General features: G+C 60.1%; 12 protein-coding genes. 3 read left to right on the forward strand and 9 right to left on the reverse strand.

What is annotated here, in order from left to right; genetic code table 11:
- Positions 1–131 precede the first annotated feature (131 nt).
- Entirely contained in the window at positions 132–1,334 is a 1,203-nt protein-coding gene (locus tag FDY93_RS17150; RefSeq protein WP_220446233.1) for an endo-1,4-beta-xylanase, read from the reverse strand.
- Positions 1,335–1,534: 200 nt separating this feature from the next.
- Here FDY93_RS17150 and FDY93_RS17155 point away from each other — a divergent pair, with 200 nt between their 5' ends.
- Both FDY93_RS17155 and FDY93_RS17160 read left to right on the forward strand, forming a co-directional pair.
- On the forward strand, positions 1,535–2,920 hold the full coding sequence (locus FDY93_RS17155; protein ID WP_138236972.1) for a glycoside-pentoside-hexuronide (GPH):cation symporter: 1,386 nt from the start codon (positions 1,535–1,537) through the stop codon (positions 2,918–2,920).
- 62 nt (positions 2,921–2,982) lie between these two features.
- Positions 2,983–4,587, forward strand: a complete 1,605-nt coding sequence (locus tag FDY93_RS17160; RefSeq protein WP_138236973.1) for a glycoside hydrolase family 43 protein — start codon at positions 2,983–2,985, stop codon at positions 4,585–4,587.
- A 125-nt stretch (positions 4,588–4,712) separates the two neighbouring features.
- Here the strand turns inward: FDY93_RS17160 and FDY93_RS17165 are convergent, their stop codons facing one another.
- Complete coding sequence (locus tag FDY93_RS17165; RefSeq protein WP_138236974.1) at positions 4,713–5,390, reverse strand: NUDIX hydrolase; 678 nt, start codon at positions 5,388–5,390, stop codon at positions 4,713–4,715.
- A gap of 243 nt (positions 5,391–5,633) precedes the next feature.
- Between FDY93_RS17165 and FDY93_RS17170 the strand changes: the two genes are divergently transcribed.
- The gene (locus FDY93_RS17170) at positions 5,634–6,059 is read left to right on the forward strand and encodes a DUF2147 domain-containing protein (protein WP_138236975.1); all 426 of its coding nucleotides are present in this window, start codon (positions 5,634–5,636) and stop codon (positions 6,057–6,059) included.
- Between the two features lie 321 nt (positions 6,060–6,380).
- Here the strand turns inward: FDY93_RS17170 and FDY93_RS17175 are convergent, their stop codons facing one another.
- From FDY93_RS17175 to FDY93_RS17205, 7 genes are all read right to left on the reverse strand, one after another.
- Positions 6,381–7,904, reverse strand: coding sequence for a DHA2 family efflux MFS transporter permease subunit (locus FDY93_RS17175; RefSeq protein WP_138236976.1), 1,524 nt, complete (start codon positions 7,902–7,904; stop codon positions 6,381–6,383).
- A gap of 15 nt (positions 7,905–7,919) precedes the next feature.
- Positions 7,920–9,014 (reverse strand): HlyD family secretion protein, encoded by a 1,095-nt coding sequence (locus FDY93_RS17180; protein ID WP_138236977.1) that lies wholly within the window; start codon positions 9,012–9,014, stop codon positions 7,920–7,922.
- Entirely contained in the window at positions 9,011–9,457 is a 447-nt protein-coding gene (locus tag FDY93_RS17185; RefSeq protein ID WP_138236978.1) for a MarR family winged helix-turn-helix transcriptional regulator, read from the reverse strand. Before FDY93_RS17185 ends, FDY93_RS17180 begins: the two co-directional genes overlap by 4 nt.
- 186 nt (positions 9,458–9,643) lie before the next feature.
- Entirely contained in the window at positions 9,644–11,026 is a 1,383-nt protein-coding gene (locus tag FDY93_RS19520) for an Lcl C-terminal domain-containing protein (RefSeq protein WP_171019027.1), read from the reverse strand.
- 2 nt (positions 11,027–11,028) lie between these two features.
- A complete protein-coding gene (locus FDY93_RS17195; RefSeq protein ID WP_171019028.1) occupies positions 11,029–12,273 on the reverse strand; it encodes a DUF1552 domain-containing protein in 1,245 nt (414 codons plus the stop codon).
- A 51-nt stretch (positions 12,274–12,324) separates the two neighbouring features.
- Positions 12,325–16,329, reverse strand: coding sequence for a cellulose binding domain-containing protein (locus tag FDY93_RS17200; protein WP_138236979.1), 4,005 nt, complete (start codon positions 16,327–16,329; stop codon positions 12,325–12,327).
- Positions 16,330–16,702: 373 nt separating this feature from the next.
- Positions 16,703–17,095, reverse strand: a complete 393-nt coding sequence (locus FDY93_RS17205; protein ID WP_138236980.1) for a hypothetical protein — start codon at positions 17,093–17,095, stop codon at positions 16,703–16,705.
- Positions 17,096–17,245 lie beyond the last annotated feature (150 nt).

The raw sequence follows: 17,245 nt of genomic DNA on the forward strand, positions 1-17,245 counted from the left end.
CCGGGTGCTGCCTTGCCAGACCTTCCGCGAGAGGGACCTCGCGGAAGAGCCCCCAGGGATGGGTTCACGGCGTGTCTGGCAAGGCAGCACCCGGTAGCGGCGCCGCCACGCAGTAACTACGAAGCCCTGACTCAACTGGACTTAGCCGCAACTTTCAAACCCGCAACAGCGTAATACGCCTTCTTCGGCTCGCCATCCCGATCAAAAATCAGCGGGTAATTGGTCCGCCCAACCACAGGCCAATCATTTTTCCAGGATTCCGCATCCGTAGTGCCCCACAGAGTAACCCGACGAACCTTGTCCCGATGTTTCAGGAAAAGTTTGAACAGGGATTCATATCGCGCCGCCAGTTCATCGACGATTTTTTCCGGCAACTTCTCGGGGAAGGGATTGAGTTTTTCCGAGTAGGCAAAGTTGGTGGAAATCTCCGCACCCATGTAGTCGTAGGCTTGGGGCAACACATCCACATCCAGCTCGGTGATATGCACATCGAGACCGGCAGCGGCAATGGCCTCAATACTGGCTTCGATCTTGGCGATGGCGGGCTCACTCAAATGTACGTGCGCCTGCATACCCACACCGTGAACCGGCATACCCTGCTTGCGGAATTTTACGATCTGCTCCAGGGCAAAATCCCGTTTCGCCGGGATCGTCATGTTGTAGTCGTTGTACAGCAGCTCTGCATTGGGGTCGACCTCGCGGGCGAGGTGGAAGGCGCGGGAAAAGTAGTTCTCACCGAGGGTGTTGTACCAGTGGCTCTTGCGCCACTGGCCGTCGTCGGTGACCGCTTCGTTGACGACATCCCACGCCTGGATTTTGCCGCGGTAACGCCCTGCCAGTGCGGCAATGTGACTCTCCATGGTCTGCTCGATGTCGCTGCGCTTGCGCAACCGACCGTGGCCGTCGACGAAGACCGATTCCGGCATCTGCGAGTGCCACACCAGGGTGTGGCCGATGGTGTACATCTTATGGCGCTGACCGAAGTCTACGAAGTGGTCAGCACGCTGCCAGTCCCAAACATCCGCTTGCGGGTGCACCTCTTCCCATTTCATCGCATTTTCCGCGGTGATGGCGCTGAACTCGCGCGCCACCAGAGCTTCCAGACCAGGGTTTTGGGCCTGCAGGGTGTTGTTGGACAGCGCAGTGCCTACCTTGAAGTCACCGCCGAACAGGGCACCCAGCCCCGGTGCTGAAGCCCCGGATTGGCCGGCAAGTGCCTCCGCCAGCAGGCGTTTGGGGCTCGCGCTGCCCAGTACCAGGCCTATACCGGCGGCAGTGAAGGCGCTGCGCAGGAACAATCGCCGCTGCTGGTTCATCATCGTTGTTTTTTTCATTTTCCTACCTCTATTTCACCTTTTTATTCTTTTGTTTATTTTTTAGTCTGTACGGAGCGGTGTAGCAGCGGTCGCAAAAGGCTAGACAGCTCCTGATGCTGTGTTATAGTCACCGAGACTATTATGATTAAGCAACGAAATCCAGCGTAAGCACCAGAAAAGACAACGATAAAAAACAATAACGAGTGAGAGAAGTCGCCATGGGCACATCCAGTATCAGCATTCGCGAAAAAATCGGCTACGGCCTGGGCGATACCGCCAGCAACATCGTGTTCCAGGTGGTGATCAATTTCCTGCTGGTGTTCTACACCGATGTGTTCGGTATTTCCGCCGCTGCCGCGGGCACGCTGCTGCTGGTGGTGCGGATATTCGACGGCATCACCGATCCGCTGGTAGGGGGGATGGCAGACCGCACCCGCTCCCGCTGGGGACGCTACCGGCCCTATCTGCTGCTGATGGCACTGCCCTATGCGGGCCTTGCCGTACTGGCATTTACCACCCCGGATCTCGGCGAGAACGGCAAGCTGGTTTATGCGTACATTACCTATACCCTGTTGATGACTGTATATACCGCCATCAATATTCCCTATTCCGCCCTGGGCGGTGTGATTACCGAAGACACCACCGAGCGCGCGTCTATTCAGTCCTACCGTTTTGCCATGGCCATGGTGGGCGGTGCGCTGGTGTCCGCACTGACACTGCCGCTGGTGAATCTGCTCGGCCAGGGCGACAAGGCCTTTGGTTACCAGATGGCCATGGCGGTCATGGCCGCGATTGCGGCGCTGTGCTTTTTTATCTGCTTCTGGAGCACCCGCGAGCGGGTTGCGCCGGACACGGTGGCGGACTCGAAAGGCAATATTGCGAAGAACTTCGCCGGGGATTTTTTCAACCTGTTCCGCAACAGCCAGTGGGCGATCATCGCTGCGGCGACGTTTTTCCTGCTGGTGCTCGTCGCCATGCGCGGTGCGGTGACGCCCTTCTATGTGACCTATTACTTCCAGTCGGAAAACCTGGTCAGCATGTTCGTCACCCTGCCCATGCTCGCGGGTGTAGCCGGCGCGGTAAGCACCAACTTTCTCACCAAACGCTTCTGTAAGGCGCGCCTGTTCAACTGGGCAATGATCGGGGTGATTGTCACTCATGCCGCCCTGCTGCCGCTGGGAAGGGATCAGGTGTACCTGGCGCTGGCACTCGCCATGGCCGCAAACTTCGTACATATGATCGCTATTCCCCTGATCTTCTCCATGGTGCCAGACACCGTGGACTGGTTTGCCAGCAAAGGCCACCCGAAAAAAATGGCCATGGCCTACTCCGGACATTTAATGGCCTTGAAGCTTGGCCTCGCCTTCGGCGGTGCCAGTGCCGGCTGGCTGCTGGGTTATTTCGACTATGTGCCGAACGCCGAGCAGAGCGAGCGCACCCTCGACGGCATCGTGCTGATCTACGCCGCGGGCCCGGTGGTCTGCACCTTGATCACCATGGCGCTGTTCCGCAATTACCGGCTCACCAATGCGTTTATGGCAACTGGCATGCGCGCTGAAAACGCGACCAACTCTCCCGATACTGCAAGCGCAGTTTCCAACTAATCCCGTGTTCCGCCGCAAATGGCGATAACAGAATGTGACGTAAGAATGTGACGAAGGACGTGATGAACAATCCAATTTTAAAAGGTTTCAACCCAGACCCCTCCATCGTGCGGGTGGGCGACGACTATTACATCGCCACTTCCACTTTCGAGTGGTACCCCGGGGTGCAGATTCACCACTCCAAAGATCTGGTGAACTGGCGACTGGTCAGCCGCCCGCTCAACCGCGAGGCGCTGCTGGATATGCGCGGCAACCCGGATTCCTGCGGCATCTGGGCGCCCTGCCTGTCCTGGTGTGACGGATTGTTTTACCTGGTGTACACGGATGTAAAACGCTTCAATGGCAGCTTCAAAGACGCACACAACTACATCACCACCTGCGCCACCATCGACGGCGAGTGGAGTGATCCGGTGTATGTGAACAGCAGTGGCTTCGATCCATCCCTGTTCCATGACGACGACGGCCGCAAGTGGTTCACCAATATGGTGTGGGACCATCGCACCGGCAAGAATGCGTTCGGCGGTATCCTGCTGCAGGAGTATGACCCGACAGCGAAAAAACTCGTCGGCCCCATCACCAATATTTTCCTCGGCACCGACGCGGGCCTGACCGAAGCGCCGCACATCTACAAGCGCAACGGTTATTACTACCTGCTCACCGCCGAGGGCGGAACCGGTTACGAGCACCGTATGACGTTCGCGCGGTCAAAGAATCTCGAAGGGCCCTACGAACTGGACCCACACGGCTATTTCCTGACCTCGGTAGACAACCCGGATCTGGTGCTGCAGCGCTCCGGTCACGGAGACTTCGTGGAAACCCCGCAGGGCGAGATTTTCGCGGTGCATCTTGCCACCCGCCCGCTGCCCGGAATCAAACGCAGCCCACTGGGACGCGAAACCGCAATTCAGCGCGCGGAGTGGGGTGAAGACGGCTGGCTGCGGCTGGCGCACGGCAACAACCAGCCCCAGGCGAATGTCGACGCCCCGGACCTGCCGCCGCACCCGTGGCCGCAAGATCCTGCGCTGGATGAATTCGACAGTGCGCAGCTGCCAATGCACTACCAGTGGCTGCGCACCCCCTACCCGGAGAACTTTTACAGCCTGCAGGACCGTCCAGGTTTTCTGCGCCTGTACGGTAAACAATCCATCGGCAGCAGCTTTGAGCAAGCGCTGATCGCCCGCCGCCAGCAGGCTTTCTGCTTCACGGCCACCACAAAAGTGGAGTTTGTGCCGCAAACCTTCCAACAGATGGCGGGGCTGACCTGTTACTACAACGGCCAGAAATTCCACTATCTGTATATCTCCCACGACGATGAGCACGGCAAGCATCTCGGCATAATGAGTCACAGCGAAGGTGAGGTGACCGACCTGCACTTCCCGCTGGGAAATTATGGCTCGGGTTCAGAAAAAGTAGTGCCGCTGCCAGCGAGTACGCCAATTTACCTGCGCGCACAGGTGAACTACGAGAAACTGGATTTCTTGTGGTCAGTGGATGGGGAAAAATGGCAGCAAGTCGGGGAGACGCTGGACTACAGCATTGTCTCCGACGAGGCGGGTCGCGGCGAGGGCGCGAGCTTTACCGGCGCCTTCGTGGGCATGGCCTGCCAGGATATTTCCGGGGCGGATTGCCCGGCGGATTTTGATTTCTTTGAGTATCTCGAGCGTTAACCGATAGGCCGAAAACGCAAATCCTCACAGGATGTCCAGAAGTTGTAATGGTGAGTAGTCTCTCTCACAAACCCTTCGCCCGGCGTGCTTTACCCCGGGCTTTTTTTATTCAGCGGTAGTCGGCTTTAGACCTCAAATACAAAGCCCTGCTGAGTGAGTTCGCGGTATACCTTCAGGTCAAACCGGTACAGATTGGCGGCGCGGTAACTGACACCAGACTGCTTTTCATCCGTAGACACAAGCAGGTTCATCTTCATCATCTTGCGGCGAAAGTTGGGTTTGTCGAGGGTGATATCCAACACGGCTTCGTACAGCCGCTGCAGCTCAAATAGCGTGAATTTTTCCGGCAGTAAATTGAAGCCAATGGGCTCGTGGCGCACTTTGTGCTTGAGCCGTGCCAGGGCTTTACTGAGAATGCTGCCGTGATCAAAAATCAATTCCGGGGTTTCGCGCACATTGACCCAACGCGCATCCAGTTCGGATTTACCCACGGAAAGCACATGGGCATCTGAGCGCACCAGGGCGAAAAAGGCGACGGTGATGATACGCTCCCCCGGGTGTCGTTCCACCTCGCTGAAGGCGTGCAGCTGCTCGAGAAAAATATCCCGCACCCCGGTGCGGTCCAGCAGTACGCGACTGGCGGCCTGTTCCAGGGTTTCCCCTTCTTTCAACCAGTCTCCAGGCAGGCCCCAGCGGCCACGGCTCTCGCCCTCGCCGTGCTTGACGATCAGTACTTTCAGTTCGCCGTCGTCGAAGCCGAAAATGACGTTGTCTACGGTGAGTGCGTGTCTCGGGGTCTGCATAGTTCCGTTGTATGTCCGCTGCCGGCGCCCCCGGATTCTACCGCTATCCCCAGGGCCGGGTATTTTGTTTTGCGTTAAAGCTGCGGATTATTCCACAGAACGCGGTGTCCCGCAGCGCCAGTCCCTTCTTGCCTACCCGGTGTGCGGAATTACAGCATCTACACTAAAGTGAATCTTCCGATGCAGGAAGTGACCTAAAAAAATGATATGGTCACACCCTGTTTACCTGTGATGGACTCTTTTATGAAAAAGCTATTCCTTGCTGTCGCTGCCGTTTTCGCTTCTCTTTTGCTGTCTACCCAGCTGGCGTTTGCCGATGTGGTGGGACGCTGGAAGACCATTGATGATGAGACGGGCCAGCCGAAGTCGATTGTGGAGATTTACGAGCAGGGCGGAAAATACTACGGCCGCGTGGTGGATCTGTTGACGAAGCCGGACGATACGGTGTGCGATGCCTGCCCGGGGGCGCTGAAGGGCCAGAAAATAGTCGGTATGAATGTGATTACCGATATGGTGAAAAAGGGTGATGTGTACGAGGGCGGGAAAATTCTCGACCCAGCGAAGGGCAAGGTGTACGACTGCAAGATGTGGCTGGAAGGCGGCAATCTGATGGTGCGGGGTTATCTCGGGTTCTTCTACCGCACGCAGACGTGGTATCCGGCAAACTGAGTAAGCACTGAATTCAATTTCGTGGCGGTCTGGCACAGGGAGGCGGGTTTCCGGAACCGCTGTGAATACATCCCTGTACGCTGCGTCGGCGACGTCCATGTCGCCGACGCTTCCGGAAACCCGCCTCCCTGCACCAGCCCTTCAATTCTGAGTTCTGTGCACTTGGTCCCGACGCGAAAGCCTCTTGGTGGCCCTGTGCGGAACGATTGCCGATGAGGTTGTGGAGCACAGGGCCACCAAGAGGCTGCCACCCCACCCGCTACCGTGCCACCCGCTACCGTGCCACCCGCTACCCTGCCACCCGCTACCGAACCAAAAACCCTACCCCTTCCGATCCGGGTTCGACAATAAAAACACCAGCGGCATGGCCGCGATATTGATCCACATCAGCATCTGGAAGTCGTTCACATATGAGATCTCCGCCGCCTGCTGGGTAATGGTGTTCATCACTTCCGCCGGTAACGCAGCAATCTGGTCGGCGGAAGGCAGGCTCATGCTCGGCGGGATCTGCACCCGTTCGCCCAGCTGCTGCTGGTTTATCCACAGGTTGCGCGTGAGTGCGGCCATGACGATGGACACACCGATACTGCTGCCGAGGTTGCGCGAGAGGCTGAACAGCGCGGTGGCTTCGCCGCGCAGGCGCGGTTCGAGGGTGGCGTAGGCCAGGGTGGAGATGGGGACGAACACGAGGCCGAGCCCGAGCCCCTGCACCACGCCGCTGACGATCAGATCGTGTTGGCTCACCTGCAGATTGAAGCCGGTCATCTGCCACAGGGACAGGGAGATCAGTGCCATTCCCAAAAGGATCAACGCGCGCGCGTCGAAGTGCTGCATCAACCGGCTCACCAGCATCATCGAGATCATGGTGCCGATGCCCCGTGGCATCAGGATCAGGCCGGTGGTGACCACCGGGTAGCCTTTCCATTGCTGCAGGAAAGACGGCAGCAGGGCCATGGTGGCGAGCAGGGTAATGCCGACCACGAAAATGAACGCAACGCCCGACGCATAGTTTTTGTCGCGGAACAGCCCCGGTGACAGGAACGGGTTGCTGGTGGTGCGCGAGTGCACGATAAAAAGATACAGACCCAGCGCGGCGGCGATGGCGTAGAGCTGAATTTCCAGCGCTTCGAACCACTCTACCTGTTCGCCGCGGTCGAGCAGCATCTGCAGGGCGCCCACTGCCAGCGCGAGCATGGCGAAGCCGAAGGCGTCGAAGCGCTGCTTGCGGGTTTCGGTTTCCGGCACGAAGAAGTAGATCCCGAGCATCGAGAGGATGCCGAACGGCAGGTTGATGTAGAACACCCAGCGCCAGGAATAGTACTCGGTGAGCCAGCCACCCAGGGTCGGGCCGAGGATCGGGCCGATCATCACGCCCACGCCCCAGATGCCCATGGCGGACGCGTGTTTTTCCTTGGGGAAGGTATCGAGCAGGGTGGCCTGGGACAGCGGTACCAGGGAGGCGCCGAACACGCCCTGTAGCAGCCGCCACAGGATCATTTCATTCAGGCTGCCGGCCTGGCCGCACAGCATGGAGGTGACGGTGAAGCCTCCCACCGACCACAGGAACAGTTGGCGGCGGCCGAAGCGCTGGGCGAGATATCCCACCGGCGCGGTCATGATCGCGGCGGCGACGATATAGGAGGTGAGTACCCAGGTGATCTGGTCGCTGCTGGCGCCGAGGCTGCCCTGCATATGCGGCAGGGCCACGTTGGCGATGGTGGTGTCGAGCACCTGGATGATGGTGGCGAGCATCACGCTGAGCGCGATCAGCAGCTCGCTGCCACCCGCTCTGCTCTGCGTGCCCGGCGCGGACAGAGCGCCTGCTGGCTGTGCCGTGTGACTCATAACCGCCGCGCCCGCTTAGAGTACGACGCGGCTGTCACTGCCATTGGCAGCGCGGGCGGAGACCAGTTTCTTGTCTTCGGTAGTGTCGATGACGACTTCCGCACTCATACCAGCGCGCAGTACCGGGGCCTGGCTGTCAGCAATATGGTCCACAGGCAACAGGCGCAGGCGCACCGGTACCCGCTGCACTACTTTCACCCAGTTGCCACTGGCGTTCTGCGCCGGAATCAGTGCAAATTCACTGCCGGCGGCGCCACTCAGGCTTTCCACCAGCGCCTGGAATTTCACTCCGGGGTAGGCGTCCACGGTAATTTCCGCCTGCTGCCCCGCCTGCACATGCTCCAACTGGGTTTCTTTCAGGTTGGCCTCAACCCACATGTCGTCACTGCTCAGCAGTGTCACTACAGACATGCCGGTTACCGCCAGCTCGCCCACCTGCGGGACCTCGTTGGCGACCACGCCGGAAACCGGCGCGACGATGCGGGTACGGGAAAGCTGGTAGCGGGCCTTGTCGAGCTGCGCCTGGGCCACCATCACATCCGCCTGCTGCTCCAGCGGCACCTGCGAGTTGCCGCCGAGTTCCGCGCGCAGGCTGGCAAGCTTTTCCGAGTTGATGGCGATTTTTGCTTTGGCCTGATCCAGTTTCTGGCGGGATTCATCCAGCTGGGCTTCCGACAGCGCCACCTTGCCGAGCTTTTCATTGCGATCCAGCTGCCGGCGGTAAAACTCCGCATCGGTCTGGGCCTGTTGCAACTCCGCTTCCGCCTCGGCGTAATCCGCCTGGCGCGCGTGCACCTGGTTTTTCACCTGCGCCAGATGGGCTTCCGCCTCCGCCACCGCGAGGCGGAAGCTGGTGTCATCCAGCTGCACCAGCAGATCGCCCTTGTTGACGTGCTGGTTGGCCTTGATCGGCACCTCGGCGACGATGCCGCTCACTTCCAGGGAGAGGGCGAGCTTGTCGGCCTTCACGTAGGCGTTGTCTGTGTGCACGCTACCGCCGCCGCCCCAAATACACCAGGCCGCCACCGCACCGGCCACGGCGATACCGAGCCCTAAAGCCAAACGGCGGGATCTGGATTTATTCACAACCTCACTTACAACCTCAGTCACTCAACAGTCTCCTCTCGGCTCAGGTTTTCACGTACCCGGCTCAGTAAATGCATCAGTTGCCGCTGCTCCTCCGCGGTAATACCGGCCAGGGCCTGGGCGCGGGCCTCTACGGCGAGGCCGTGCAGGGTGTCCAGCACCGGCGCCGCCGCATCGGTGAGAAAGATCCGATAGCAGCGCCGATCCTGCGGATCCTGGCGGCGCTCGACCAACCCCTCGGCCTGCAACAGGTCAATCTGGCGGGCCAGGCTGATCGGCGCCACATCCATACGCTCCGCCAGTTCCGCCTGCTTCATGCCCTGTTCCTTGTTCAGGATCCACAGCACCTGCCAACGGGCGCGAGTAAGACCGTGGGACTTGGCCCGACGGTCGAAATTACGTTTCAGCAGGCGTGCGGCGGTATGCAGCTCAAAACCGAGCTGGGCCGCGCTATCGGTATTATTCATGGGCACTCAGAAGTTGGCGCGAGGAGATAGGTACTCAAGGCCGCGAATTATAAGCATGCTTATGAATATTGCAAACCCACCGCACTCTCCAGGTCGGGGGACCACCGGTACCTTCCCTACAAAAAGAAAAGGCCACCCGCTTGGATGGCCTTTAGTGTCTTGTTGCATTGCGGACAGGGCGGTTTTTTATCGGGCGTCGCGCACCAGGCGGATGGCTTTGGGTTTTTCCCGTTCGCCGTAGGTGAGTGCGCCGGTGGCGAAATCCACATACCAGGAATAGTGGGTATGGAAATTGGCCGGCGACGAGGACCAGACGTCCGTTGAGGCGGCGCTGGAGAAAAGCACGCGGTTGATCGCCGGTCCCGCGCATTGCAGTTCGAGCAGGCTGCCCAGCTCGCGGATATTCGGCAGGCGCCAATCACCGTCGCCGGTGGCGGCACCCTTCCTGTCGAGTGCCGCCACATAGGTCAAAGCCTCAGCCCAGTTGAGCGCCAGGGGTTCGCCCCGGTCGCAGGCCGCTCCCGCGGACCCTTCCAGGCAGGCGCGCCAGATCAGGCCCGTTTCGGTGTCGGCAACAGAACCGTCGTCCTGTTGTCGATAGCGGGAGGCGGGTGCCGAGGCCGGGATCTGTTCGCTGTTGCAGCCCTGAGCGGCCGGCGCCGGGGCCGGGGCCGCCGACAGCGGCGGTACCGAAGCCGGGTTGGGGTCGCTTTTCCCGGGCCCGCCCGCCCAATCCCTGACCAGCCTGATATGGCGACCGTTGCCCCGTGGCATGGGCGCGGAGTAGCCGAACTGAAAGTTGACCGCCCACGCCCTCTGTTGCAATCCGGCGTCCGGCGAATGGCTCCAGTAAAAACCGTCTTTGGTGTTGGGAAAATAAGTGGTGTCGATGGCGGGGGCGCTGCGTCCGAAGTTCACCAGGCCGGAGAGTTCATCCATTGTCGGTACACGCCAGTCGTTGAAGCCGCACAGACCGCGGCGGTTGGTTCGGCTGACGAATTCCTCGATATTGCAATAGGTGGCTGGCTGGCCTTCGACATAGCCGGTGCACTGCGCGTAGCGGCTGTTCCAGTCGCCGATGGCGCCGCCGTTGGCACTTTTGTCCGGGTTGTACCAGGTAAATACATCGTCGGCGTCGTGGCGTCCGCGGTTGCCGTAGATGCCGTCGCCCGGCTGTTTGACCTCCCACGCCAGGCCGGTGGTTTCATCCAGTACGCACTGCCAGCTCTGCGCGTCCCCGGGGAGCAGCTCGCCTTTGGCATCGACCTTGCGATAGGCAAAGCCGGCGGCGCCATCGGCGCGCCCTTCACCGGCGATGTCCCGGCCGTGATTACAGTCCTGCTGGCTGAGGATATCGCCCACCATGGATTCCCCATCGGGCAACCGCTCGAGGTCAATGATTGCGGTGCAATCGCTATTGACGCCCCTGGGATAATTGGCGCCCCAGGTGATGCCGGTATCGTTGAGCCGTGCCTGTGGCGAGGATTCCCGCCCGGATTCCGAGCATCCGTTCAGGTAGGTGATTGCCAAAGCCAGCGCAATGACCTTCGCAGTTTTATCCCCGAACATATTCAGGTCAAAACCCCCGGAATCACTTCGCTCTGATAGCCCTGGTAGAGTGGGTGCTGGTGGGCCTGCAAAGCTACCGCCGCCGTGTGTATCTGATGCAGCGGCGTATACGAAGCGCCGCCGGCATTGGATACGCCGCGCTGTATGGCGCCACCGCCGCCGGCCATGATCAGCGGAATGTCGCTGTTGCTGTGGGCGTCGCCGTTGCCCATATCGGTGACCTCGCAGACGATGGTGCTGTCGAGTATGCCGCGGTCCCGCAGGCGGCCGATCAGTGAAGCCGACAGGCTGCTCAGGTGGGCCCGCGTCTCCCGGTAGTGAGGGTAAGTCGGATCGCCGCCGTTGCCGCCATGGATGGATGAGTGATAGGTGTTCTGGAAATCCAGATACGGCAGAGTGAACTCGGCACCGTCGTTGCCCAGCGCCAGGGAGCAGGAGGCGGTGAAGTTGCACTCCAGCGCCAGGGCGATGATATCCGCCTGCAATTCCGCCTGTTGTTGAAAGGTGGAAAATTCAATCGGAAACTCGGCCGGCGGGCTGGCGGCCGTGCAGGACATGCCACCACCGCCCAGATCCTGCAGGCGCCGCTGGGTTTCCTCGATCGCCGTCAAATGAGAATCGAGGCGCTGTTGTTCGTAAGTGCCCAGTTTTGTTTTCAGGGCGTTGACCGCATCCAGGTGCGCGTCCACTGCGTTCAGCTTGGGGTCGCCGCCACCGCCGGCCTGCAGATTCCCGAACAGCCGGTTGAAGGCGTTGAAGGGATTGTCTTCAAACGGCACATCCGAGCCATTGTCCTTGGTCAGAACGCCATTGCCGTTGCTGTGCACGCCCAGGTTGACGTAGGTGAACGGCAGGTTCTCGCCAAGGATTCTGCCCATGTTCACGTCGAAACTGTCACCGCCCCAACTGTTGTTGATGATGGTGGGCATGACGCCGTGGCCGCCGCGGTGGTGCCCCATGCTTCTGAGAAAGTTGCACTCGCTGGCGACGGTGCTGTAGGGCTGGGACATGGCCCCGAAACTGGTCAGGTCGCCATTTGGGTACCAGTGTTCCGGCAGGGCGCCGTCGGGCACGTAGATCACCACCGATTTGTTGGGGCCCGTCTGCGCCTCGGCCAGGCGGGAGGCCATCATGCCCCCGACCAGCGGCGAGGCCCGCAGCAGTCCCTTGCCAATACCCGCGGCGGCCAAGATTTTCAGTAAATCCCTGCGTCTTTTATCAAACACATTCTTGTATGGCTTTTTCATAACTTGCGCCCTTATTCTGTTTATATGGCTGATCGGCTGGGTCCGGCTGCCTCAGCGCTGCCACTCTTTGCGGTAACGCACCGCATCCAGAGTGCTCATGTTTTCGAGCATCGCCCGGGGGCTCTGCTGCACCAGGGTGTCGGTCATATCTTTTACCGTGCAGGCGTAACCCTCCTCCTCGACCGGATCCAGTGCCCGCCCTTCCGGGTTGGAGTTGTCGATGCTGTCGTGCCCCACCCCGAGCATAAAGCGGAACATATTCTGCGATACGCAAGACTGCGCAGCGGGCAGGGTCGCCAGTAGCTGGCCCAGGCCGCGCGAACCCTCGAACGCGATCGACTCGCCGCGGTTGCTCAGCACATCCGGTGCGTACAACGCGCCGCTGGCATCTATCAGATTGCCGTTAAGGTCGACGCTGCGAGGGTTGCCCACCGCATCGAAGTCTTCCATGCCGCCGCCGAGGGGGTTGATCCACTCCTGGTGACAGTTCAGACAGGGCGCCACGGAAGTGAGCGCTTCGTACTTCATGCGGTTGGTGGTGGCCGGATCGGCGATCAGGTCCGCCAACTCCTCAAGTCGCTCGGCGCGGCTTTCCGTGATACCGGCGGGCGGATCCGGCTGGTCCTGGCACAGCATGCGGCGGCGCACGCGCACCGAACGCCGGATCGGCGAGGTTTCGGTCAGCTCCGCCCAGCGCGCCATAAAAGCGCCGCTGGTGAGGATGCCGCCGCGATCACTGGTGGTGACCTGCTGGAAGTCGTCGCCGGAGACGCCGCCAATACCGTAGTGCTGCGCCAGGGGTCCATTGACGAAGGTCCAGTTGGCGTCATAGAGGGAGGCGAAAGACTCGTTGCCGTTCAGCATCACCTCGGCGAAGACTTCGCGGATTTCCCGCTCCATATGCGGGGCCACATTCTCGAAACCGGGCCACACTGCCGTATCCTTGGGCGCTTTTTCCAGGCTATCGGTGCCCAGCCAGCTTCCGACGAAGTCACCCATGGTGTCCCGGGCCTCGGCCAGATCCAGCAGCCGCTGCGCCTCTTGGGTAATCTGCGCCGGGTCGCGCAACTGGTCGTTGGCCGCCTTCTGCAGGGAGATGTCATCCGGGGTGGAACCGGCGAACGAGTAGCTCAGCCAGGTGGCCATTTCGTGGGAGGTCAACTCGAAGGCGTCCATGTCTATTGCACTGTTGGCCGGATTCGATTCACCCAATTCGTGGCGATACAGGAACTGCGGTGAGGACAGCATGGTCATCAGCGCGAGCTGCATACCCGCCTGTACATCACCTTCGGTAAAGGTGCCATTGGCCAGTTCCGAGTAGGTGGCCACTTCCTGGGTGTCCAGTGGTCGCCGGAAGAGTTTCGGCGCAAAGTCGCCGATAAACTGATCCACGCAGCTCTGGTTGAAGGAACCGCAGTTCAGCGCCGGCGAGAAGTCGCGCGCCGCCGACCAGGCCGCTATTTCCTCGGCCGCCGTCAGGTAGCGATCGTAGGTGCTGGTCACCATCGAGGCGTGGGCGTTGTTGATGAAGTAGCCCACCTGGCTGTCTTCAGCCAGGCTCTCGGCAGCGGCGAAATTCACCCCCAGCAGATCCTCGACCGTGTTCTGGTACTCGGCACGGGTCAGGATCTTCAACTGGCGGGCGCCGTAACGGACCATCTCGCAATTCAGCGGCTGCTGGTCTTCCCAGAAGGTATCGGCGATATAGTTGCCCACCTTGTCCGCGCAGTCCGCGCCGCAGACCTGTGGTTGATCCTGGGGCATGGTGTCCTCGATAAACCCGATCATGAAATCCAGGTCCTGAGGCGTGGTCAGCGGAATGCCGATGGAACCGCCGTCGCCGGCGAAGCCGTGACAGTGGGCGCAGTAGGCCGCATAGATCTCGCCGCCGGTCATATTGCCGGTGCCGCCGCTGCTGGACGAGGAACTGGAGCTGCCTGACGAAGAGCTGGAGCTGCCGGACGAGGAACTGGAGCCGCCTGACGAGCTCGAACTGCTGCTCGACGAGCCGCCGGATCCGTGGCAATCGGGTGGGTCAAAGCTGCCGTCATGGTCGCCCTGGAAGCCGAACTTGACGCTGTCTCCAGGGGAGAGATCACCATTCCAGCCGACGTCGCGGGCGCTGGCGGTGTTGCCCGAAACCGCCAGGTCCACATTCCAGTAGCCCGTGACCTGCGGCGCCTCGCTGAACTGCAGCGCAATCTCCCAGCCGCTCACCGCGCTGGTGCCAGCGTTGCTCACGGTGACGTCCAATTGGTAACCGCTATCCCAGACATTCTCGTAGGTGACTTCGCAGGAGACGCCGTCACCACCGCTACCGCCACTGGACGAAGAGCCACTGGACGAAGAACCGCTTGAGCTGGAACCGCTTGAGCTGGAACCGCTTGAGCTGGAACCGCTTGAACTGGAGCCGCTTGAACTGGAGCTGCTGGAGCCGCCCGAGCTGGAGCTGCTTGAGCTGGTGCCGCCATCCCCGATGATCCGGTGCAGAGTGCCACCGATGATATCCACCAGATAGATTTCACCGCTGTTGGATTCACCGAATGATGAAACCCCCAGATCCGTATCCACCAGTTGGTACATGGCATCGGTATAGGCCCAGACCCTGCCACTGACGTAGTCGCCGAAAATATAGGCGCCGTTCATGCCCGCGATCTGCGAGCCGCGATAGACGTAACCACCGGTAACCGACTGCCCCTGCCCGTGATCGTATTCGAACACTGGATCGTCGTAAGGGCCGCTGGAGTTGCAGTTGTTGGAGGTGGTGTGAAAGCCCTCCCGACAGCGCCAGCCGTAGTTGCCGCCGCTTTCGATCACATTGATTTCCTCATACCCGGACTGGCCCACATCCGCCAGCCAAAGATCGCCGCTGGCCTTGTCAAAGCTCCAGCGCCAGGGGTTTCTGAGGCCGTAGGCGTAGATCTCCGGCAGGCCGCCGCCGTTCGCAAAAGGGTTGTCCGCGGGAACAGCGTAGGGAGAGCCGCTGTCCACATCGATCCTGAGCATGGCGCCGTGCCAGTTGCTGGTGTCCTGGCCGTTGGCCTCTGGATCGTTGGCGGAACCGCCGTCACCGAAACCGATATACAGGTAGCCGTCGGGCCCGAAAGCGATGTGACCGCCGTTGTGGTTGGCGTAGGGCTGCGGCAGGGTGAGGATATCCTGGCGCGAGCCGGCGTTCAGGCTGGCACCGCCCGCGCTTTCCGTAAAGCGCGCGATCACCGAGGTCATCGGCTCCGAAGCCGGCGTGGTGAACGACAGGAACACCTGGCCATTGCTCTGGTAGTCCGGATGGAAGGCCATCCCCAGCACACCGCCCTCGACCGCGGTATCCACCAGACCAGACAGATCCAGGTAGGTGTTCTTGGTGGCCGTGGAGTTGTCGTTGGCATCGATCCAATAGACGGTGCCGGTTTTTTCCAGCACGTACCAGCGGGAATCGTCCCCCGGCGCCTGCATCAGGCCCAGCGGCTGGCTGAAGGTCAGGTTCGGGAACGCCCGCTCCAACTCCACCGCCGGGGGTGGCCCGCTGGGGCCGCCGCTGGAGGAACTGGAACTACCGGAAGAGCCGGAGCTGCCGGAAGAGCTGGAGCTGCCGGAAGAACTTGAAGAGCTGGAGCTCGACGAACTGGAACTTGAGCCCGAACCGCTGCTGGACGAGCTTGAACTGGAACTGCTCCCTCCCTCACAAACGGAACCGGTTATAGTCGGCACCGAAGCACTGCCGGCACCGTTGCTGACCTGCAGGCCGAATTCGGCAAGCTGATCCGGCTGGAGATTGCCGTTCCAGGAAATACTGTTCGCGGTATAGGGGTTGTCGCCGGAGATTTCGGCATTCCAGCTATCGGTCACCACGGTGCCGTCGCTGTACTCCCAACTCACTTCCCAGCCGTTGATGGGGCTGGTGCCGTTGTTGGTGATTCGGATACTCGTCTGTGCGCCGGAGCCCCAGTCGTTGACCACGACGTACTCGCAGGTCGCAGCGATCGCCGCTGACGTGGAACAGCATGCGCACAAGAGCAGCAATAATGATGAGATTTTCTGGATGGGACTTTTCATTATTATTTCCTGCACCGTTGCAATGTAAACGGATGCCACCGTATTGCGGCGGCGCGTCTACTGTTTAGCCCCCGGAGTTTACCGGCGACTTGAAGTGGAACGCAGAGACGACCGGCGGATACCGGCGACGCTTCGCTCTACCAGCGTGAGGTGTGGAAATAGAATTGGATATGCCTGGCCGATAGGATCAGCCGGATACCTTCTTATTAATATTTTTTTATTTTTTATATATTCTCAGGCCACTTTTCATTTCATCTCATTAGGCCCGTTGCATATCGGTATCGAAGGCTCAGGCTTGCGACCGCCGATCTAGACTCACAGCAATGTAATCGTTCCCATTATGACCCACAAGAAACGAAGAACAGGTTAGCGCCTATTTCATTTTGCGTTGGCAATAGTTTGCGCCGGTGCTCAGTTGGTGGTTGATTGAGGCGATACTTCTGTCCTCTGTGTCCACCACCTGGCAGCCCGGGTTGCTGGAATAGGTATAGTGGCCGTAGCTGCCGTTGTAGTAGACGAGAGCGTGGCCAGTTGCCCGACGCCGAATTCGGTATCGTTCAGCGCCGTCCTTGAGGAACAGAGAGTGGCCGCCAAAGCGCGAACCGTGCGCGAAGAACACGCCGAACGCGTCCGGATAATAAATATAGGTGTCCCGTGGCGGCTCCTCTGTTGGGCGCTCGGTGGTCACATGTGGCGGGAAGCGGCCACAAGTGCGATCCAGATTGCGAAAATTGTCCTTGTCCAGAACTGTGGAGAGCGAAGGCATACCATGGTGTCGTCCCTGTGATTATTTCCGAGCACCGGCGATTGCCGGTAACAGAGAAAAGTCTGCGCATAAACAGTAGTACAGTGCGGAGGCTTCGCCCTGCATAGTGGAATTGAGGCTGAAAAATCAACGAGTGGCTCGTGACGGAGA

It is taken from the genome of Microbulbifer harenosus (assembly GCF_005771435.1).
Lineage (GTDB): Bacteria > Pseudomonadota > Gammaproteobacteria > Pseudomonadales > Cellvibrionaceae > Microbulbifer > Microbulbifer harenosus.